The organism is Amphritea sp. (assembly GCF_048266285.1).
Taxonomy (GTDB): domain Bacteria; phylum Pseudomonadota; class Gammaproteobacteria; order Pseudomonadales; family Balneatricaceae; genus Amphritea.
In genome coordinates, this window is sequence record NZ_JBLWZV010000008.1 from 144,181 (window position 1) to 165,244 (window position 21,064).

A 21,064-nucleotide genomic window follows, 5' to 3' on the forward strand; every position below is an offset into this window, starting at 1 on the left:
TACCGGTATTAAAACAGCTCTTCATCCAGTGCCATAATACTCTCACCACCGGCAATAACAGAAGCGAGAAGGGACTGGGTGCGGGGCATCATGTGTTCACAGTAGAACCGCGCACTGATCAGTTTGGCTTGTAAGAACTTAGGATCACCTTCGCCAGCCGCTAGTTTAGCTTGTGCCTGTACTGCGCTCTTCGCCATCAACCAACCACCGCAAAGGAAACCAAACAACATCATAAAATTAACACAAGCACTCGCCGATGCGTTTCTATCCGCTTTAGTATCCAGTAACCACTGACGGGCCGCAATACCATTATCAAGTGAGGTGCGACATTGCTGCGCTGCCAGTGTAAAGTCACCGCCTAGGGCTTCAAAGGCACTGATATCAGCGGCCATTTCATCCAAGAGTGACTGCAGTGATTCACCACCATTCATCAGCGTTTTACGGCCAACCAAGTCAAGTGCTTGAACCCCTGTAGTACCTTCATAAATAGGCAGAATACGGGCATCGCGATAATACTGCGCGGCACCGGTTTCTTCGATAAAGCCCATGCCACCGTGGATCTGGATACCCAGCGAGGTTAATTCTTGAGCAAATTCGGTCACCCAACCTTTAACGATTGGGGTCAATAGTTCCTGACGAGCCGTATTTTTCCGATCGGCTTCAGCCGCAGCCACAAGACAGAGCGCGCGCATCGCTTCAGTACCGGATTTCATCTGCATCAGCATCCGACGAACATCGGCAAAACGGATAATCGGATAACGACTTCCATCTTTTTTAGTGCCCTGAATACGGTCTTTAGCGAATTGCACGGCTAGCTGATAAGCGGCTTCAGATACACCTAAACCCTGCAAACCAACCCCCTGACGGGCATGGTTCATCATGGTAAACATATAAGCGAGGCCGTTATGTTCTTCACCCACCAGATAACCCACTGCACCACCGTTATCGCCGAAGCTCATGACGCAGGTAGGGCTACCGTGGATACCCATTTTGTGTTCCAGCGACACCGCGTAAACATCGTTACGATCAGCCGGGTTACCGTTTTCATCCAACAGGAATTTAGGCACGATAAACAACGAGATACCCTTCACACCAGCCGGAGCACCCGGCAGACGAGCTAGCACCAGATGGATAACATTATCTGTCATCTGATGATCGCCCCAAGTGATAAAGATCTTCTGGCCGGTAATCAGATAATGGTCGCCATTAGGCACCGCTTTAGTGCTAACAGCGGCCAGATCAGTACCCGCACCCGCTTCGGTCAGGTTCATAGTGCCGGTCCATTCACCGCTCACCAGTTTTGGCAGAAAATTTTCTTTCAGTTCATCACTACCGTGATGACTTATGGATTCAATAGCCCCCTGACTTAACAGCGGGCAAAGGGCAAACGACAGGTTAGACGTTTGCCACACTTCATTGACGGCAGTGCCCAAAACATTGGGTAGATTTTGTCCACCAAACTCCTCGGCTGCTGTTAGTGTGGCCCACCCCCCCTCAACATACGCCTGATAGGCGTCGGCGAAACCCTTTGTCTCTTGGACGCCGTTATCAACAATCACCGGGTGAACTTCATCACCGGTGCGGTTGAGTGGCGCTAAGACGCCCGTGCCGAGTTTACCGGCTTCGGTCAAAATCACTGACGCTAATTCGGCATTAACATCTTCTAGTCCAGCAGCGGCACAAAGCTCATCAAACTTAACCAGTTCATTCAGTACAAATTCGACGTCGGTAAGGGGGTGCTTATAATCGTTCATGATCGTTACCTGTAGTTTTCCATTTTTCAGATCTGGGCAGACAGTTCCGGCAGCGCCTCAAACAGATCGGCGACCAGTCCATAATCAGCAACAGAGAAGATTGGCGCTTCTTCATCCTTGTTGATTGCCACTATTACTTTTGAATCTTTCATACCCGCCAAATGCTGAATAGCACCGGAGATACCGACCGCGATATACAGATCCGGCGCAACCACTTTACCAGTTTGACCCACTTGCAGATCGTTAGGCACAAAGCCCGCATCAACGGCTGCACGTGAAGCACCCACTGCACCACCCATCTTATCCGCCAGACCATACAGCATATCGAAGTTTTCAGCGTTACCCATACCTCGGCCACCGGCAACAATCACTGATGCAGCGGTCAACTCTGGGCGATCCGATTTTGCTAACTCTTCTTTAACAAAACGTACACTACCGTTATCACACACTTCGGCGACGGTTTCGACAGCCGCACTACCACCTTCAGCGGCAACCGCTTCAAACGCAGTGCCACGAATGGTCAGCAGCTTAACGCTATCATCGCTTTTAACGGTTGCAATCGCGTTACCGGCGTAAATTGGTCGTTGGAAAGTATCCGCGGATTCAACAGCAATCACATCGGACAGTTGATTAACATCCAGTAGTGCCGCAACCCGTGGCAGATAGTTTTTACCGTTAGTGGTCGCCGGTGCTAGGATATGGCTGTGTCCGCTAACCAATGCGACGATTAATTTGCTGATATTCTCAGCCAGTTCATGTTCATAGGCAGCATTATCGGCCAGCAATACTTTGCTAACCGATGGGATCGCGGCAGCAGCATCAGCTACAGCCTGACAATTAAAACCGGCTACCAGTAGCTCAATATCGCCACCGATCTCTTGTGCGGCAGCCAAAGTATTCAGCGTAACAGGCTTAAGTGCGTTGTTATCGTGTTCTGCAATTACCAGAATAGTCATCAGTCGTCTCCTTAAAGAACCTTCGCTTCGTTTTTCAGCTTATCTACCAACTCGGATACCGAGGCCACTTTAATACCCGCTTGACGCTCTGCTGGCGGATTCACAGCCACCAGGGTCACTTTGTTGTTCAGCTCAACGCCCAAGTCAGCTGGAGTTTTCACCGCCAGAGGCTTACGCTTAGCTTTCATGATGTTCGGCAATGAAGCGTAACGAGGATCGTTAAGACGTAGATCAACCGTTACAATCGCTGGCAAATCCAGTTCCAGGCTCTGCAAACCACCATCGATTTCTCGAGTAATCTGTACCTTGTCGCCTTCAACACTCATTTCAGACACAAAGGTGCCCTGTGGATAATCTAACAATGCCGCTAGCATCTGGCCGGTCTGGTTGTTATCCGTATCAATGGACTGTTTGCCCATAATGACCAGCTGTGGCTGCTCTTCCTGCACCAGTGCTTTAAGCAACTTAGCCGCTGACAGTGAGTCAGGTGAGGTATCCGTTTCGATCTGGATACCGCGGTCAGCACCCAGCGCCAATGCAGTACGAATCTGTTCCTGACAGCTCTTATCGCCCATAGAAACAACGATTACTTCACTCGCGACACCCGCCTCTTTTAGGCGAACGGCTTGTTCAACGGCGATTTCACAGAACGGGTTCATCGCCATTTTAACATTTGCCAGATCAACATCGCTGTTATCTGACTTAACACGTACTTTCACGTTGTAGTCGATTACACGTTTTACCGGGACAAGTATTTTCATAGCACTCACTGTTTATGTTGAGGTTTTATTGCGTTCTAGTTTGCCTCTGCAAGCAAAGAACAACAATAACAAAAAAAGCCTTAAAGTTGATATTTTCGGACACACATACCCGTTCAATTTCGGACAAGTCTGTTAATATCGGAAAAACAAAACCATTATAGGACAGTCATCACAATGATGCCGGACTCTTGAGATGAGCTACAGCCACCATTCAGTTTCTATCCATTTTGCCAATGCCATGCTCAAAGGCGCCCGTTTAAAAGGCCTTAATGAGCAACAGCTGATGCTCGAATCCGGCCTCAACCGCGAACTGTTGAGCAACCAGGAAGTCCGCATCACACCTATGCAGTTGAGCCGACTAGTACAGTCTATTCAACGGCACGGCGATGATGATTATCTCTGCCTCGGCAGTCAGCCGTCCCGTAATGGGGTATTCGGGGTGATGGCTAAACTGGTGATCCACAGCACCAATCTTAGAGAGGTGTATAAACATGCGGTTCACTTTTACAATTTAGTGGTGCCCGCTTCACACCTAAGCTTCAGCGAAGCCGGCGACACCGCCACCTTTACACTGACCCTGACAGATCCGAGCAAAGACCCCGATTTTGCACTGCTCGATTTTCTCTTGTTACTCTGGCACCGCTTCCCTAGCTGGATGATCGGTCAACGTATCCCACTTAAGCAGGTGTCCTTTCGTCATTCAAAACCGGCCCACTTTGAGGAATATCGGCTGATGTTTCCCTGCCCTGCGGTCTATGATCAGCCGAACAATAGCTTTTCATTTGACCGTTCGATCCTCAGCGCGCCGGTAGTGCAAACCCAACAAAACCTCAGTAGCTATCTTCGCCGGGCCCCCTTAGACTGGTTTAAGCGACAATCCTACTATCCAGTTTACACCCGTAAGGTGATCGATTATCTAGAAAGTTCCGATTCTATGGCTGATACCAGCATGGAAGATATCGCCGGCCAAATTCACACCACCACCCGCACCCTTCGCCGTAAGCTTGATGAAGAGGGCACCAGCTTTCAAGAACTAAAAGACAGTGTGCGCCGAGACGAGGCAATTCACCTACTCAGCCAACCCAATCTGCCGATCTCGCGTATTGCCAGAATGCTAGGCTTTGCAGAATCAGCCGCCTTCACGCGGGCATTTAAGCACTGGACCGGTATCTCCCCTAGCACCTATCGTAAATCAAAGGGTTGATATTAAGTTTACGCTTCTACCACGGTAGTCAACATTGATACTCGTCATGGATAAGCCTCTGTGCTGACTGTCCGATTAAAACAAAACACTGACTCCAAATGCTATCGTCAAATCAGCCGTGAGAAACCATAATCTATTGCACCCTTAGCTAGCCAAGATAGTTTTGGTTTGTTGTTAGCGAGTTGGTTCCTACCCTGCGAACCAATATTTCCGACCGGTTCTGCCTAGGCAGAACCGGTTTTTTTATAGCGCGCTTAACTTACAAGATCACGATAAATACTCCGACAATCACGCTCAGCCTTGTTTGGCGAGCGACGACAAGGGTATGAAAGCCGCGAACTAAGCGACACGCACCCTATGCATGCCACTGCCAATTTCACGAATTACCAGCGTCCGCTCATGATCGGAATACAGCGCTTCAGGTTGTCTTAGATGCAGTAACTCGGCCAATAAATTACCTAACGAACAGGGACTCCCCTCTTCTCGGCGGGCAATAAAAATCAGATCGGGGTGATCGACGCGAATAACGTCAATGAATAGCTCGACCAGCTCCATCGGTCCTAAATTAATATCAACCTCTCGTACCACTCGGCAATCTACGCTTTGACGCTGCAATATTCTCCCTTGAGACTCATCGAGAGACTGTCCTATTACGACAACTCTCACTTGATCGGCCTGACCACTCCGCCTTAATTTGAGCGCTTCATTGATACTCGCCCAAGCCTGTCGACTCAGCAAGCGAGATTCATCAACGGCGTCCGGCGTCAGTATGACGGTGATCTGCATTATTATTCTCCCGTCCAACCTAAAAAATCAAGGGTCAGCGTTGACCCTTGAACACGTAGACGGTTATTTCAGATCTTTAGCTTTGTTACGCAACAAAAACTTCTGGATTTTACCGGTAGAGGTTTTTGGCAGATCGCCCACAACCACCCGTTTAGGGGTTTTGAAATGAGCCATGTTTTCACGACAGAAATCAATAATCTCCTGCTCGGTCACGACTTCACCATCAGTGGCGGTAATAAACGCACAGGGCGTTTCACCCCATTTTTCATCTGGGCGGGCAACAACGGCAGCATCCTGAATTTTCGGATGACGGTACAACACATCTTCAATTTCAATACTGGAAATGTTTTCACCACCAGAAATAATGACATCTTTGGAACGGTCTTTAATTTCGATATAGCCATCCTCATGCCACACCGCCAGATCGCCTGAATGGAACCAGCCCCCTTTGAATGCTTCATCGGTGGTCGATGGGTTTTTCAGATAGCCTTTCATCACAAGATTACCCTGCATAAAGATCTCACCGATGGTTTCGCCATCCTGAGGGACTGGCTCAAGGGTATCTGGATCAGCTACCATCAAACCATCCAACATCGGTGCACGCACCCCCTGACGGGATTTCAGGCGCGCTTTTTTCGTTTCATCATACTGATCCCACTCTTCATGCCAGGCACACAGCACCGATGGACCATAGGTTTCCGTCAGACCATACACATGGGTAACTTTGAAACCTAACTCTTCCATCCCCTGAATCACAGACGCCGGTGGCGCAGCACCTGCCACCATGACTTTAACTTCATGATCGATGCCTGCTTTCATCTCGGCGGGAGAGGAATTCAGCATATTCAAGACAATTGGCGCACCACAGAAATGGTTAACCTGTTGCGTTTTTATTTGCTCAAAAATCTTATCCGCACGCACATGACGCAAGCTGACGCTAGTACCGGCTGCCGCGGCGATGGTCCAAGGGAAACACCAGCCATTGCAATGGAACATCGGTAACGTCCACAGATAAACCGGATGATGGCCCATATCCCACGAAACAATGTTACTGACGGCATTTAGATAGGCGCCACGATGATGATAAACCACACCTTTTGGATCACCAGTGGTGCCAGAGGTATAGTTCAATGTGATGGCATCCCACTCATCTTCGGGTTTCAGTCCAGTGAAATTAACATCACCTTCAGCCAAAAAGTCTTCATAGGTCAATTCACCGATCAGCTCACCTTCATCATAGGTGGGGTCATCGATATCGATCACGAGGATCTTTTTACCGATCATTTTCAGGGCTTTATTCACTACGGTGGAAAATTCACGCTCGGTAATCAACACTTTAGTTTCCGCGTGTTGCAGAACAAAAGCGATCGCTTCAGCATCAAGGCGGGTATTGATCGAATTCAATACCGCACCACTCATTGGCACACCGAAATGAGCTTCAAAATGCTCGGGTAGATTGGGTGCAATAATCGACACGGTATCACCACGGGTGATACCACGGCGAGTCAATGCGCTGGCCAATTGACAGCAACGTTGATAGGTTTCAACCCAGTTTCGACGCACGGCACCGTATACCGTTGCGGTGCGATGGGGGTAAATTTTAGCGGTGCGCTCAAGAAAACTCAGTGGACTCAGTGCAATAAAGTTCGCTTGGTTTTGCCCCAGTGACTGATTATAAACATTCGATTGTGCAGACATTGCTATTCCCTGTACTTATTATCGACTGGCTACCCTATGGCAAACCCGTCTGGCACGCGGTAGGCGCGGTCAAATAAGCCACATCAGCGGCCCATTCCGGTTAAATCTAGGTACGATAAAGCGAACCGATACCGTTATAACGGAAAGGATAAATAACACGAAACAGCAGGAGTATTACCCAGAAACAGAGGACGCCCGCCAAGCCAAAGTAACAAATTGGCATGACAATCGTGCTGCGGATATAAGGGAGGCATCTTTACTCTCATTCGACCTTAAGTTATCGGTCAGCTTTATTATTGTTATGTGCCACACTATTTTTTGTGTGTTTGTGGCATAGTTAAAGCCTTAAGTATTGCTACAATTTGTCTGAAATATAACAAAATGTAACAAGCTATCTGAGTCGCCCGTATTTCCTTTAGAATAGCCCAACACACTGCCTGATAAGACGACCTCTATGCTTTTCAGATCTAAACTGATGCAACGCTTTTTTATCACCTTGTTAATTATCATCTCGATGATTTTTACCACGGTGTATTTTTATTCAGTGCCCGTGATCAAGAAAAAAGTCTTTGAGATTGAGCGTAATGCCAGTGGTATCGCCCTGAACAGCGTCTTCTCGCTGGCGAATAAGATGTATGCCGATACCGAGAAATACCGAAGCCAGGCGCTGGAGTCCCACAAAAAACAGCTACAAACCGTGGTTGATCTGGCCGGTTCGTTCTATGAAAGCTCACTACAGCAGGCCATCGACAGAGGTATGAGCGCAGCACAAGCACGCCAACAGGTGCTCGGGCAGTTAAAGAACTTTAAATATGGCGAAAATGACTATATTTGGGTCGCCGACTATAATGGCATCCTGATATCTCATCCAGACCCCCGCTATCAGGGACAAGATACCGGCGACCTACGCCGTACTGACGGCCTTTCAGATGTCTATGAAGTCATCAATTTAGCCCTAAATCAAGGCGAAGGGTTTTACCAATACAAGTGGCACCGACTTGATTCACAGAAATCTCTCGATAAAGTCTCCTTTGTTAAACACTACCCCCAGTGGGGCTTTGTAATTGGCTCCGGCGTTTACCTCGATGATCTGGAGGCCGATATCGAACGCATCCGCCATGAAGCCTTAGAAGAATTACGGGCCGGTATCGAAGAGATTAAGATAGCCTCTACTGGCTACCTGTTTGTCTTTGATGCCAAAACCAATATGTTGATTCACCCCAACGCCAATATCGCCGGCAGCAATTTCCCCGAATTAACCAACCCAGTCACCGGCAACGCCATCGCAGAAGATCTAATACGGATGGCGGATACCGGTCAAGAGCTGTATTACAAATGGGATAGGCCAGACGACCCCGGCAACTATCAATACGAAAAACTCTCGCTGGTACGCTATCTGCCGGGCTTCGACTGGTATATCTGCTCGTCAGTCTATGTTGATGAACTACGCAGCAGTGCCGAACTGCTTGCCGAACGAATTATTACCATCGCCGTGATCGCCCTTTTTGTCGCCCTACTACTGATGCTGCTCTTCAGCCAATGGATCAGCCAACCGATTAAACGACTGGCGGACACGGCAGTGCGGGTATCAAACGGCGACTTATCCGCCACCAGCGGTATTCGTCGTGATGATGAAGTCGGCGTGTTAGCCCAGGCCTTCGACACCATGGTTGAACGCTTACGAGATTCTATTAATAACCTCGACAGCAAAGTGGCCCAGCGCACCCACGCGCTGGCCGAGAAAAACCAGCAGCTCATGCTCACCTCCGCCTCAATGACCCAAGCGAAAGAGGCTCTGAGCGAATCAGAACAGCGTCAACGACAGATTCTCGATGCCCTACCCGCGCAGATCGCCTACCTCGACCCGCAACTGAACATTTTATTTGTTAACCAATTATTTGCCGAAACCTATCAACAGGACAAAGCCGCCATGATTAATCGACGGTTAATCGAGGTGATTGGTAAGACCCGTTTCAGCGATATCCAGTGGCAGCTAAACGAAGCCCAACAGGGCCAACCTAGCGCCGGCGAATATAGCGAAATTTACGATCAGCAACCGATGATCTGCAAACGTACACTCATCCCCTGTTTTAATCAGGTTCATGAGGTCAACGGCATTCTTATTTTGACATTCGATATCACGACCGAGAAAGATGCCGAGCGGCAGTTAAACGAAGCGCAGCGTATGAATGCCGTCGGTCAGATGGCCGGCGGGCTAGCCCATGATTTCAATAACCTTCTCACCATCATCCTCGGTAACCTCCACTCCGTCGGTGACCGTTATGCCGAGGACGATCAACTACATCACTATCTCGAACCCGCTATTCGGGCCACCCGGCGGGGCGCCGATATTACTAGCCGACTATTATCCTTCTCCCGACGACAGCCGCTCTCGCCCATGCTGATCAACCTCGAACAACTGTTATCCGATACCATTGAACTACTGACCAGCTCGCTGCCGGCGAAGATCCACATTCAACTGCATAACCATACTCATGAGTGGTGGCCTTTTGCCGATCCAAGTCGGCTCGAAGATGCACTGGTTAATCTGGCATTTAATGCTCGGGATGCGATGCCGGAGGGTGGTGATCTGAATGTCATCACACAAAGTATCGAGGTCACTGAGCCACTGGTCATGGACGAAGCCGTGACCCCTGGACACTATTGTGAAATCCGCATGCAAGATAGTGGATCAGGCTTTAGCGGTCAGGCACTAGCACAATGCTTTGAGCCCTTCTTCACCAGTAAAACTAATGGCACCGGGTCAGGCCTTGGATTAAGCATGGTATACGGCTTTGTAAAGCAGTCGAACGGTTATATCAGTATTCAGAATAATCTGGATCAGGGCGCCAGCGTGACGCTATTACTGCCGGCGCAAAAGGCAACGCCTGCGATACCCGATAACACCGTTAACCCGCACAGCGAGACGCCATCGAGCGATGATCATCGCAAGCTGGTCTGCCTAGTGGAAGACGACCCGGATGTCCGTGCGATCGTCCGCCAGCAGTTGCTTGACCTCAACTTCGATGTGATCGATACCCATAGCGGCGAAGAAGCCCAGCGTCTCATCCCGCTCCTACCGACCCTATATGGTTTGGTGTCCGATGTGATGTTGCCAGGTGTGCTAAACGGTATTGAGCTGGCTAACTGGCTGCATCAACAAAATAGTCATTGCAGGATCATTCTGATCAGTGGATATTCCTACCTGCAGAGTCAAGAGAAGCCGATAAACCCGGCCTTCTCCTTATTAAGTAAACCTTTTGATTTAGCCGCCTTGAAAAAGGAATTTCAGGATAGCAACAAGAGATCACCGCACGTATAGCAGTCCAGCGGCCTCTTTGTGAATACGGAGACATATGTGAGTAACCCGAAAACCATCTACGTCATCGATGATGAGCAGGATATCTGCCAATTAGTCAGCCACGAGCTGGAACAGTTTGGCTACGATGTACGCAGCTTTAGTACCGGGGCACAGGCCAGCCATGCGATACGCCTTCGCCCACCAGTACTTTGTATAATCGATCTCGGCCTGCCCGATATGGACGGCATGGAGTTGGTTAAACAGCTCTGCGAGCTTCATAGTATCGGCATCATGATTCTCTCTGGCCGCAATAGTGTACCCGACAAAGTGCTGGGGCTAGAGCTTGGAGCCGATGACTATATTGTGAAACCCTTTATCCCCCGCGAACTGGTGGCACGGGTTAATAGTTTAGTGCGTCGCATCACCACAGAAGCCCAACCCCACAGCGAAACCCGGGTTGCCCAGTTTGCCAATTGGCATTACGACCCGAAAACCCTCAGCCTCAGTGGCACCGATGGACAGCAAGCCGAATTAAGCTCGGCGGAACACGAACTACTAATCAAGTTGCTCAAAGCACCAAAAACCATCCTCTCACGAGATCAACTTATGGGGGACAGTGCCGGCCCTTTTGATCGTAGTATTGATGTACGAATGTCACGCGTGCGAAAGAAAATTGAGCGGGACCCCAAAAACCCCGAGATCATCAAGACCATCTATGGCGTAGGTTATATCCTCACCACCGATGTCAGTTGGCATAGCTAATCTATTGATCAGCAAATCGACTTCAAGCCGTTGAGGTCGATCAATAAAGTGATAAGGCTACACGCACTCAAGTCATTCGTTACCACAGCCCCAATTCAGTGCGAAAAAAAACAAAATCATCCACTGATTTATCTGTCCACTGAAAAATATAACTTAGCCTAAAAAACAAACAACTTTCTCTACATCCCCCCTATAGCTAGCGATAACAAGTTTCAAGCGAATCAAAGACTTCCATAATAGATTAGAAAAACTAATCATTTAGATGAAAAACAATACTTTGTCTCACCAGCCTATTCTGGATAATCTGCGCGCGTAGATTAATAACGCCCTAACAGGATGCAAATTAGAATTGACTGCATCCGAGAAGCACTAAAACAGTGCATATATTGGAATAGACCCATGTTAACCACTTACTACTATATCGACCTTTACAACAAACAGACTCAAAACCGTCCTGAATCTGAGCGCGAATACTTTATGCGTATGGCCCGCGAAATGGAACAGATGCGTATTGCTGAAAAACGTGCTGCTAGAAAGCAACAACTGGTTTCTCTGTTTGCCGCTATCGCAAAACGTTTCAACGTAAAACGCACGCCAAACCTTGAATCACTATACGGACATTAAACAATGCCTGTTATTATGCAGCAAAGCCTGATCACCGCATCAGGCCTCGCTGCATTAATACCGACTCATCACCGTCACTGATCCTTCCTGTTTTCACTCTGCTTTTGCAACATTACCTTTTGCGACTCTACTCTACATCGCATTCCAGCTTTTCCACCCCCTTGCAACGTCAGCCCAATAGGCCCAAAGCATCACCAAGGCTTATGGCTTAACCCTCGACCAACGCAACCGATAGAACTAAACCAGCCAATATGCGCCGATAAATAGCCCCAAAATACCGCAGCGGCCTCGCTCAACGTCTCTTCAGTGCCATAAGCATTAACCTGTCACACATGGCATTTCATCCTCAAACTGAGCAACTCGTGCCGGTGCTTTAGCCCTATGGCTAGATTTTACCCCGCGCTTCTGTCAATATTTTAACCAGATCTCATGGATCTCGATCCATTAGCGTTACAGACAATGTCCATTGACGGCAAAACTATCAAATAGCTCCGCTGCATCCCTGCTGGTGACTTGCATCGAGTTTTATGGCTTAGAGCTGGGCGTTCACTCACACCCTGACAATCGAAGTAGGCCTCGACCATGAACATATTCTGGATACTGTTTGGCGCCATGTTGGTGTTTGTGATGCAGGCTGGCTTTTTATGTCTCGAAAGCGGCTTGGTTCGCAGCAAAAACAGCATCAACGTAGCCGCGAAAAATATCACTGATTTTATTATATCCAGCACCCTTTTCTGGGCCTTTGGCTTTGCCTTGATGTTTGGTGACAGCTATAACGGCTTAATCGGTACCGGCAGTTTTTTCTTTGGCGGCAGCGCCTCCCCGTTACAACTCAGTATTTTTCTCTTCCAGATGATGTTTTGTGGCACCGCAGCCACGCTCGTTTCCGGTGCAGTCGCAGAACGTATGAGCTACCCCGGCTATATCATTACCACGGTGATTATCAGCCTGCTTATTTATCCTGTTGTTGGCCACTGGGCTTGGGGAGGCCTGATCAATGGCGCAGCTGCTGGTTGGTTAGCCGTCTCAGGCTTTGTCGACTTTGCCGGTTCAACCGTCGTGCACTCGGTAGGCGGCTGGGTAGCACTGGCAGCGATCATTGTCATCGGTCCGCGTATTGGACGCTTCAATCAGGATAAACGACATATTCCCGGCAGTAATATCCCCATCGCGATGCTCGGCGCATTATTGATCTGGTTTGGCTGGTTTGGCTTTAATGGTGGCAGCACTCTAGCGTGGACCGATGCCGTGCCAGGCATTCTATTAAACACCTGCTTAGCCGCCTTTTGGGGCGGTATTGCCGCCATCGTTATCAAATATATGAGCGATGGCTATATTGATATTTCACAGATTATCAACGGCGTACTCGGTGGACTGGTGGCGATAACCGCAAACTGCCATGTCGTATCGGTAGTCGATGCCGCGATGATTGGCGGCATTGCCGGTATTATTGTCGTCTATAGCAGCAACCTGTTGGAATATTTCAAATTGGATGATGCCATCGGCGTTATTCCGGTTCACCTGTTTGCCGGTATCTGGGGCACTATCGCGGTCGCCCTATTTGGCGATCCCGTCCTGCTCGATACAGGCTTAACTAAGCCAGAACAGTTAACCACGCAATTTATCGGCATCATTGTGATCGGCCTATATAGCTTTTTAACCGCCTTCATTGCGCTAAGTTTAGCTAACAAGGTCTACCGCTTAAGAGTCTCTTCAGAGGCCGAAATAAATGGGCTGAATGTCTCTGAACACCGAGTCACCACCGAAGTGTTTGACCTGTTAACCGCCATGAATCAACAACAGATCCAATCTGATTACTCCTCTCCAGTACCAGTGGAGCCCTTTACCGAAGTCGGCCAGATCGCACAGGAATATAATCGCGTGATCGACAAGGTACAGCAGGAGATCCAAGAGCGCGACCGAGCCTTTAATGCCTTCAAAGAAAGCGAATATCGTAATGGCGCGATCCTTGAAGCGGCGATGGATTGCATTATTACCATCAACGAACAGGCTCACATAGTTACCTTTAATCCAGCCGCCGAGCAATGCTTTGGCATCACCGCCGGGATGGTTCTCGGCGAACATTTCTTCCAGCTCTTTATGGAAGACGAGCCCCGAGCTAAAGCGCTCAAAAGCCTGTCTCAGGGCTTTACCATGGGCGAAGGGTTAGTGCTTAAACGGCATAACATTTGTAACTTAACCCGCTATGACAAAGAAACCTTTCCAGCAGAGATTGTGGTCACTCAAACCACCGACCTGAACGCCCATCGAAAACAATATACCCTGCATATCCGCGATATAACCAAACAGGTGAAGTTGCAAAACCGACTTAAATTACTCGCCTATAACGACCCTCTGACAGGGCTGTATAACCGCACCTACCTGATGCGAACCCTTGAACGGCTGATCGCTAAACATAAAGAGCATACCGGCAGTGTGGTGTTAATGTTTTTGGATCTCGACCAGTTTAAACGCATCAACGATACATTAGGTCACAATGCTGGGGATATCTTACTGCGTGAAGTCGCGGCCCGTTTAAAAACCATTATCCGCGACTCAGATTTGGTAGCGCGCTGGGGCGGCGATGAATTTGTCGTCGTCTTATCCGGTCAACTCGACGAACAAGCGGCCAGCAAAAAAGCTAATGAAATACTCAAGGTTATGCGCGACCCAATCACCCTGCTCGATAATGCTCTGACCGTTCTCACCAGTATCGGCATTGCTATCTCGGTTGACGGCGAGGTAAATGCCGACCGCTTATTGCAACATGCCGACCTAGCGATGTATCAGGCCAAAAGCAATGGCCGCAACACCTATAGCCTCTTTCTTCCGCAGATGGAACAGGAAGCCCAACTGCACTCGTGGATAGAAAACGAACTACCCAATGCGATGCTCAATCACCAACTGTATCTACAGTACCAACCGAAAGTCTGCTGTGTCAGTAACAAGATTGTCGGCTTTGAAGCCCTGCTAAGGTGGCAACATCCCGAACATGGTTTTGTCTCCCCGGCCGAATTTATCCCCGTTATTGAAAACACCGGGCTGATTATCACGGTCGGCGAATGGGTTATCTCACAGGTCACGCAACAACTGGCTCACTGGCGCCAAGCGGGCATCAACCTACCGGTTGCCGTGAATATCTCGGGCTACCACTTACATTCACCAACCCTCGTGCCCTTTCTTGAAGGCTGCCTTACCGAACATAACCTTGACCCTGAGCTGATCGAAGTCGAAATCACCGAGGGGGCGTTAACGGGCAATAGTGAAGAAAGCATCAATGCCATGCAGGCGTTAAAGAAGATTCACATCAAACTGGCGATTGATGATTTTGGTACCGGTTATTCATCCCTTAGCTATTTGAAAAAGTTTCCGGTGGATATCTTAAAAATTGACCGCGCCTTTGTCCGCGAGTGCTATTCAAACCGGGATGATGCCGCAATCTGTAAGGCTATTATCAGTTTGGCCAAGAGCCTCGAGCTAGAAATTGTCGCCGAGGGCGTCGAAAATCAAGCCCAGTTATCCTTTCTGGGCTTTCAGGGTTGCGATGTTTATCAAGGCTTCTACTTCAGCAAAGCGATCAGCGCTGACGAAGTGGCCGCACTGGTCATGATGCCTGCCGCAAACAGTCCTGCCTGAGCAGGCCGGAAAACATTCAGTTAAGTTCGGATACGATAACCGGTACGAAAGATCCACCAAACCGTGGTCAGACAGATCAACAAAAATACCAACGTCATTCCCAAGCTAACCGCAACATTCACATCCGCCACACCATAGAAAGCCCAACGAAAACCGCTGATAAGATAAACCACAGGGTTAAACAGCGTCAGGGTTTGCCAAGGCTGTGGCAACATACTGATCGAGTAGAACGCGCCACCTAGAAAGGTCAGCGGCGTAACCACCATCAAGGGGATCACCTGCAGTTTCTGAAAGTCATCGGCCCAAATACCAATAATAAAACCGAACAAGCTAAAGGTGATGGCCGTCAGGATCAAAAAAGCCAACATCCAAAAGGGGTGCTGGATATGATAATCAACAAAAATCTGAGCCGTCAAAAGAATCAATAAACCGAGGGTGACCGATTTAGTCGCCGCCGCACCGACATAGCCGATAACAATTTCCATCGACGATACCGGAGCAGACAACACCTCATAAATGGTGCCAGAAAACTTAGGGAAGAAAATACCAAAGGAGGCATTGGAGATACTCTCACTCAACAGCGATAACATCACCAGCCCGGGAATAATAAAGGCACCGTAGCTGATGCCATCGATATTTCCCATCCGCGAGCCAATCGCGGTGCCAAAAACAATAAAATAGAGGGATGTGGATAACACCGGCGAAGCGATACTCTGCATTAAAGTACGAAAGGTGCGCGCCATCTCAAACTTATAGATCGCCCGAATTGCATACAGATTCATCTTACTGCTCCTTCTCATGAACCAAGCTAACAAAGATATCCTCTAGCGAGCTTTCACTGGAATTAAGATCACGGATTTCCAACCCCTGAGCCGCCAGCTTACGTAACAATCGAGCGATACTGTCGCCGTCCTGACGGCTGTCATAGCAGTAGGATAGATTACTGCCATCCTGATCCAGCTGCAGATTAAACTCCGCTAATTCCACCGGGATCTCACTGATCGGCTGTTGCAGACGAATACTCAACTGCTTACTGCCGAGCTTATCCATCAGCGCCTGCTTCTCTTCAACCAACAGAATCTTACCTTTACGGATCACCCCGATCCGATCGGCCATCTCTTCTGCTTCTTCGATATAGTGGGTAGTAAGAATAATCGTCACGCCCTGCTCCCGCAGTTCACGCACCATCTGCCACATATCTTTACGCAACTCGACATCGACTCCAGCGGTGGGCTCATCGAGAAACAGAATATCGGGTTCATGAGACAACGCTTTGGCGATCATCACCCGACGTTTCATGCCTCCCGATAGCTCACGCATCTGGGCATCTTTTTTATCCCAAAGGGACAACTGGCGCAGCAGTTTTTCGATATATTGAGGGTTGGCAGGTTTACCGAACAGACCGCGACTAAAATTCACCGCCGACCAAACATTTTCAAAAGCGTCACTACAGAGTTCTTGCGGTACTAAGCCGATCTTGCTGCGGGCGGCGCGATAATCCTTGACGATATCAAAGCCATCGGCCAAGACCGAACCTTCAGATGGGCTACTAATACCACAGATAATACTGATCAGGGTTGTTTTACCCGCTCCATTAGGCCCCAACAAGGCAAAGATCTCTCCTTGGTGAATATCCAATTCGATCCCCTGCAGCGCAGTAAAACCGGACGCATAGGTTTTGGTCAGCCCGCTCACGCGGATAATGGATGGCATGATAAACCCTCTGAATCAGATAAGAGCCACATAATAACTGCTGAGCGGTTAAGACTATAGTGATTAAGGGGAAGATTTAACAACAAAACGATACGGGTTCGACAATAAGAACGGCCTGAATACAATCAGCTAGGACTCCGCCGTCATACTTATACCAACGTCAACAAACTCAACATCAAGGTCACGCTGAAAAACGCCAACCCCGTGGTAATCAGTAACACCCCTGAACAGAATACCTGGTGGCCATATTTACTACCGAAAATCGGGTAGACACTCAGCATCGGTGAGGCCGAAAAGATCACCACCGCTTGCTTTAAGTTATGGTCCATATCCGGCACCACAAAAATCACCAACAATAAGGCAATAATCGGCTGTAACAACAACTTACAGAACGCAATCAGGCTAACCTCTTTTAAGCTGGCGGTCACCTTCGCACCGGCCAAAGAAGCCCCGATAATAATCAACGCCATTGGTGCCGCAGAACCATTCAAGATTTGCATCGCCCGATCAAGAAACTGTGGTAATTGAAAGCCAATCAAAGACACTAAAATACCGCTGATCACGGCAATAATGATCGGGTTTTTAATCAACCGTAGCGCGACTGTCACTAGCAGTTTTTTCAGGTCTGCCCCCTGGTCTTCACGGGCTTCCATAAACGCTAATGCTAACGGGAATAAGACGATATTTTCCACCAACAGACACATCACCAATGCCTGAGTTGGGGGCTGATCAAAATACTGTAACGCCACTGGAAAACCGATAAATACACTGTTGGGCATCGCGCCGCCCATGCCCTTCAATCCGGCGAAACTAAGACTGTCCCCACGGACCATTCGGCTAATAAAAAATACCGCTAAAAATGATCCAACACCGGCGACGGCATAGACCATTAAATACTGACTATCGACGATCTGCCCCATATCCATCTGTGTCAGTTTATGGAAGATCAGCACTGGCAACGCGAGATACAATACAAAGCTGCTCATGCCCGGTAAAGATTCCCTCGGAATGATCCCAGTGCGCACGGCAATATTGCCAACCAAGATCAACAAGAAAATAGGGGCGGTAATACCGATCATCGTTAACATAGTGATTTAGATACCAAAAAAGGGCTATACACGGAACATGTCAAATATTTCAAGGCAGCTAACATACTGCTATACCCCTCTAGTATGCAAGCCTCACACCGCTAAACCCCGCAATAAAAACAACATAAATCGCGCCGAGAGCGACCCTATACCGTCATCTTTTAAATTGACAGATTGTGCACTCAGTGCACGAAAAAGCTATTTTTTACTGCATCAATACTACCTCCCTCACTACACGGCGCCCATCCTGAAACAGCGTCATTACCCTCTACAGCGTGCTGGCTCGGTTTAAAGCTGATTCGAGGCTTCCCCAATACGCAGCTGCATGCGTTCAACAAAGGTGGTCATTGGGCCCAATGAGAAGATGCAGCTAGATTCAAGCGAATCATATTAGACTTTTGGCAACATTAATGGCCGATGAGGTTATTGATCAACTGAACAACCTCATTGCTATCAAACCATTATCAAATTTTAATAGTGATTAAAAACTACGATTGGTCTAGGGGTTTTATAGCTGTTCTTCAATTTCCTGAATAACATCATTCATTTTAGTCAGATATTTTTTGGCCGCTTTTTCAGTGCTCATCGCTTTTGCGATATAAACCAGATTAAGACAGCCAAGCACCTCATCCCCTCGCATAATCGGCCGGGCAATCGCTGCAATGTTGCCTTCATCTCCCCAATCCTGATTATTCGCACCATAGCCCTGCTCTCGAGTTTGACGCAGCACTCGACGAACATAATCTTCATCATTAGCATAACGGCCCTGACGATCTTCCTGTTGCTGTAAGCGCGTCAGAATCTCATGCCGCTCATCTTCCGGGCAATAACTAATATAAGCGCGTCCCGTGGCCGTCATTAATAAGGGTAAACGTCTGCCAACCATATCCCGATGGAACGATAACTTACTAAAGCGGTGGGTGGTTTCCCTGATGACCATGGCATCTCCGTCTAGCGTGCAAATATCGGTCGGCCAGATAACTTTCTGCAACAGCCGCCCTAGCAACGGTGCCGCCAGTTGGGATATCCATTGCGCATCCTGAAAGCCATCACTGAGTTGCCTCACATTAATGGTCAGTTGATAACTGTCATCAGAGGGGCTACGCCGTACATAGCCTTCCGCCACTAAGGTTTCCAAGATACGCCGCACGGTGGTTCGATGAATCCCACTCCATTGTGCTAAATCACGAATTTTAGCGCCGCCATGGGCCCGATTTAATAGCTGTAACAGCGCTAAGCCCCGGCTAAGACCCCGCACTTGTTTATATTGACCAGACTCTTCAGTTTGCATCTTTTTTTATCCTTAGCACAACCAAAGCAGTGCACTTAGTGCACGCAACAACAGTTTTTAATTGTAGCCTGCTAGGTCATTTTTTTATACTGACGCCACATAATAAGTCATAAAAAATAATACCTATTAATAATAGGGGCTCGAAAAATGGATCTTATCATCGCTGTCTACTTTTTCTTGCTGGCCCTCTTTGTTGTTACTTTTTTAACGTCACCCGTGCAAAAGCAAATCCATTTAAATAGCGCTGATCGCATACCAAGCCATTTTGTAACGCCGACTCACTGTGTCAAAAATGAAAGTCTGTCTAACTACCTGACTGAATATCATTCAGTCATACGACTCTGAGGATTAAATTAATGTCGATTGACCTGGATCTCATCGCAAAAAACTTACGCCAAGCGGAACGCGATAACAAATCGATTGCCCCAATCCGGGAGTTGATTGGTGAAGACGATGCCCATGCAGCCTATCAAATTCAGAAAATGAATACTGATCACGCCTGCCTCTCAGGACGCCGCATTGTCGGGCGTAAAATAGGTCTCACAAACATCAAGGTGCAACAGCAGCTAGGGGTGGACCAACCCGACTTCGGTACGCTATTCGCTGATATGTGCTATGGCGACCATCAAACCATTCCCTTTGCCAGTGTTATGCAAGCCAAAGTCGAGGCCGAACTCGCCTTAATCTTGACCAAGGACTTACCCGAACCGGATACCACCTTTGCGGATTTAATCGATGCCACAGGCTGGTTACTGCCCGCGATTGAAGTGGTTGGTAGCCGAATCAGCGATTGGAACATCCGTTTTGTCGATACTGTTGCTGATAATGCCTCCAGTGGCGCCTTTGTCCTCGGGGATGCAACCCGCTGGCAGGGCGGCATTGATCTGGCACAGATCCGTATGACGATGACCCGTAATGGAACTGAGGTCTCAGCGGGTAGCGGTAATGAATGCCTAGGCCACCCCTTCAATGCCGCCGTTTGGCTGGCACGCACCCTGAGCAAGCTTGGCCAACCACTTAAAGCCGGCGATATCGTGCTGACCGGCGCACTCGGACCGATGGTCACCGTTGAACCCGGTGATCAATTTGAAGTGCGTATCAGCGATATTGGCCGTGTCAGCACTCAATTCAGCTAGCGGCCTTAGCGCCAAAGCGCTGTATCCAGAAATTTACACATTAATGAGTTAAAGATATTCCCTATGAAAAAACTAAAAGCAGTCATTATTGGGCCGGGTAATATCGGCACCGATTTGCTCATGAAAATGAAACGCTCCGACTGGATCGAACCGGTTTGGATGGTCGGTATCGACCCTGAATCCGACGGTCTAAAACGGGCCAAAGAGATGGGCATCAAAACCACCGCTGAAGGCGTTGATGGTTTGCTGGCCCACATTATTGAAGATGATATTCGGGTTGCCTTTGATGCCACCTCGGCTTATGTCCATGCAGAGAACAGCCGCAAGCTGAACGAGCTGGGGGTGATCATGATC

At 48.6% G+C, this 21,064-nt stretch carries 15 protein-coding genes and 1 pseudogene; 7 read left to right on the forward strand and 9 right to left on the reverse strand.

The genetic code is table 11. The annotated features are described in order from the left end of the window. Window positions 1–8 precede the first annotated feature (8 nt). The 3 genes from ACN0T0_RS11470 to ACN0T0_RS11480 are packed head-to-tail and all read right to left on the reverse strand — an operon-like array spanning window position 9 to window position 3,471. Window positions 9–1,754, reverse strand: coding sequence for an acyl-CoA dehydrogenase (locus ACN0T0_RS11470; protein WP_417226172.1), 1,746 nt, complete (start codon window positions 1,752–1,754; stop codon window positions 9–11). 26 nt (window positions 1,755–1,780) lie between these two features. After that, the gene (locus tag ACN0T0_RS11475) at window positions 1,781–2,710 is read right to left on the reverse strand and encodes an electron transfer flavoprotein subunit alpha/FixB family protein (RefSeq protein ID WP_417226174.1); all 930 of its coding nucleotides are present in this window, start codon (window positions 2,708–2,710) and stop codon (window positions 1,781–1,783) included. A gap of 11 nt (window positions 2,711–2,721) precedes the next feature. Continuing rightward, window positions 2,722–3,471: an electron transfer flavoprotein subunit beta/FixA family protein gene (locus tag ACN0T0_RS11480; RefSeq protein WP_417226176.1), complete on the reverse strand. Its 750-nt coding sequence runs from the start codon at window positions 3,469–3,471 to the stop codon at window positions 2,722–2,724. A gap of 193 nt (window positions 3,472–3,664) precedes the next feature. Between ACN0T0_RS11480 and ACN0T0_RS11485 the strand changes: the two genes are divergently transcribed. Then, window positions 3,665–4,675, forward strand: a complete 1,011-nt coding sequence (locus ACN0T0_RS11485; protein WP_417226178.1) for an AraC family transcriptional regulator ligand-binding domain-containing protein — start codon at window positions 3,665–3,667, stop codon at window positions 4,673–4,675. 339 nt (window positions 4,676–5,014) lie between these two features. On the opposite strand, the gene ACN0T0_RS11490 is transcribed toward ACN0T0_RS11485, so the two are convergent. Both ACN0T0_RS11490 and ACN0T0_RS11495 read right to left on the reverse strand, forming a co-directional pair. Next, complete coding sequence (locus tag ACN0T0_RS11490) at window positions 5,015–5,461, reverse strand: hypothetical protein (protein ID WP_417226180.1); 447 nt, start codon at window positions 5,459–5,461, stop codon at window positions 5,015–5,017. A 63-nt stretch (window positions 5,462–5,524) separates the two neighbouring features. Next, on the reverse strand, window positions 5,525–7,159 hold the full coding sequence (locus ACN0T0_RS11495; protein ID WP_417226182.1) for an acyl-CoA synthetase: 1,635 nt from the start codon (window positions 7,157–7,159) through the stop codon (window positions 5,525–5,527). A 454-nt stretch (window positions 7,160–7,613) separates the two neighbouring features. On the opposite strand from ACN0T0_RS11495, the gene ACN0T0_RS11500 reads away from it, so the two are divergent. From ACN0T0_RS11500 to amt, 4 genes are all read left to right on the forward strand, one after another. Further along, window positions 7,614–10,481 carry a cache domain-containing protein gene (locus ACN0T0_RS11500; RefSeq protein WP_417226184.1) on the forward strand — a complete coding sequence of 956 codons (2,868 nt, stop codon included), beginning with the start codon at window positions 7,614–7,616 and terminating at the stop codon, window positions 10,479–10,481. Between the two features lie 36 nt (window positions 10,482–10,517). Then, window positions 10,518–11,222, forward strand: coding sequence for a response regulator transcription factor (locus ACN0T0_RS11505; RefSeq protein ID WP_417226186.1), 705 nt, complete (start codon window positions 10,518–10,520; stop codon window positions 11,220–11,222). A 399-nt stretch (window positions 11,223–11,621) separates the two neighbouring features. After that, a complete protein-coding gene (locus ACN0T0_RS11510) occupies window positions 11,622–11,846 on the forward strand; it encodes a hypothetical protein (protein ID WP_417226188.1) in 225 nt (74 codons plus the stop codon). A gap of 582 nt (window positions 11,847–12,428) precedes the next feature. Next, a complete protein-coding gene (amt, locus tag ACN0T0_RS11515) occupies window positions 12,429–15,482 on the forward strand; it encodes an ammonium transporter (protein ID WP_417226190.1) in 3,054 nt (1,017 codons plus the stop codon). Between the two features lie 20 nt (window positions 15,483–15,502). On the opposite strand, the gene ACN0T0_RS11520 is transcribed toward amt, so the two are convergent. The 4 genes from ACN0T0_RS11520 to ACN0T0_RS11535 form a co-directional block, all read right to left on the reverse strand. Next, the gene (locus tag ACN0T0_RS11520) at window positions 15,503–16,264 is read right to left on the reverse strand and encodes an ABC transporter permease (RefSeq protein WP_417226192.1); all 762 of its coding nucleotides are present in this window, start codon (window positions 16,262–16,264) and stop codon (window positions 15,503–15,505) included. A 1-nt stretch (window position 16,265) separates the two neighbouring features. Next, window positions 16,266–17,195, reverse strand: a complete 930-nt coding sequence (locus ACN0T0_RS11525) for an ATP-binding cassette domain-containing protein (RefSeq protein ID WP_417226194.1) — start codon at window positions 17,193–17,195, stop codon at window positions 16,266–16,268. Between the two features lie 149 nt (window positions 17,196–17,344). Next, window positions 17,345–18,283 (reverse strand): AEC family transporter, encoded by a 939-nt coding sequence (locus ACN0T0_RS11530; RefSeq protein ID WP_417226196.1) that lies wholly within the window; start codon window positions 18,281–18,283, stop codon window positions 17,345–17,347. A gap of 508 nt (window positions 18,284–18,791) precedes the next feature. Continuing rightward, entirely contained in the window at window positions 18,792–19,574 is a 783-nt protein-coding gene (locus ACN0T0_RS11535) for a DNA-binding transcriptional regulator (protein ID WP_417226198.1), read from the reverse strand. A gap of 356 nt (window positions 19,575–19,930) precedes the next feature. On the opposite strand from ACN0T0_RS11535, the gene mhpD reads away from it, so the two are divergent. Beyond that, the gene (gene mhpD / locus ACN0T0_RS11540) at window positions 19,931–20,710 is read left to right on the forward strand and encodes a 2-keto-4-pentenoate hydratase (protein WP_417226200.1); all 780 of its coding nucleotides are present in this window, start codon (window positions 19,931–19,933) and stop codon (window positions 20,708–20,710) included. A 63-nt stretch (window positions 20,711–20,773) separates the two neighbouring features. Next, window positions 20,774–21,064: pseudogene (locus tag ACN0T0_RS11545) on the forward strand (acetaldehyde dehydrogenase (acetylating)); the annotation flags it as partial.

Excerpts from the sequence above, each read along its gene's own strand:
- amt (WP_417226190.1), top strand. The coding sequence starts at position 12,429 with ATGAACATATTCTGGATACTGTTTGGCGCCATGTTGGTGTTTGTGATG.
- ACN0T0_RS11525 (WP_417226194.1), bottom strand. The coding sequence starts at position 17,195 with ATGCCATCCATTATCCGCGTGAGCGGGCTGACCAAAACCTATGCGTCC.
- ACN0T0_RS11520 (WP_417226192.1), bottom strand. The coding sequence starts at position 16,264 with ATGAATCTGTATGCAATTCGGGCGATCTATAAGTTTGAGATGGCGCGC.
- ACN0T0_RS11480 (WP_417226176.1), bottom strand. The coding sequence starts at position 3,471 with ATGAAAATACTTGTCCCGGTAAAACGTGTAATCGACTACAACGTGAAA.
- ACN0T0_RS11490 (WP_417226180.1), bottom strand. The coding sequence starts at position 5,461 with ATGCAGATCACCGTCATACTGACGCCGGACGCCGTTGATGAATCTCGC.
- ACN0T0_RS11495 (WP_417226182.1), bottom strand. The coding sequence starts at position 7,159 with ATGTCTGCACAATCGAATGTTTATAATCAGTCACTGGGGCAAAACCAA.
- ACN0T0_RS11530 (WP_417226196.1), bottom strand. The coding sequence starts at position 18,283 with ATGTTAACGATGATCGGTATTACCGCCCCTATTTTCTTGTTGATCTTG.
- mhpD (WP_417226200.1), top strand. The coding sequence starts at position 19,931 with ATGTCGATTGACCTGGATCTCATCGCAAAAAACTTACGCCAAGCGGAA.
- ACN0T0_RS11470 (WP_417226172.1), bottom strand. The coding sequence starts at position 1,754 with ATGAACGATTATAAGCACCCCCTTACCGACGTCGAATTTGTACTGAAT.
- ACN0T0_RS11510 (WP_417226188.1), top strand. The coding sequence starts at position 11,622 with ATGTTAACCACTTACTACTATATCGACCTTTACAACAAACAGACTCAA.
- ACN0T0_RS11475 (WP_417226174.1), bottom strand. The coding sequence starts at position 2,710 with ATGACTATTCTGGTAATTGCAGAACACGATAACAACGCACTTAAGCCT.
- ACN0T0_RS11500 (WP_417226184.1), top strand. The coding sequence starts at position 7,614 with ATGCTTTTCAGATCTAAACTGATGCAACGCTTTTTTATCACCTTGTTA.
- ACN0T0_RS11485 (WP_417226178.1), top strand. The coding sequence starts at position 3,665 with ATGAGCTACAGCCACCATTCAGTTTCTATCCATTTTGCCAATGCCATG.
- ACN0T0_RS11535 (WP_417226198.1), bottom strand. The coding sequence starts at position 19,574 with ATGCAAACTGAAGAGTCTGGTCAATATAAACAAGTGCGGGGTCTTAGC.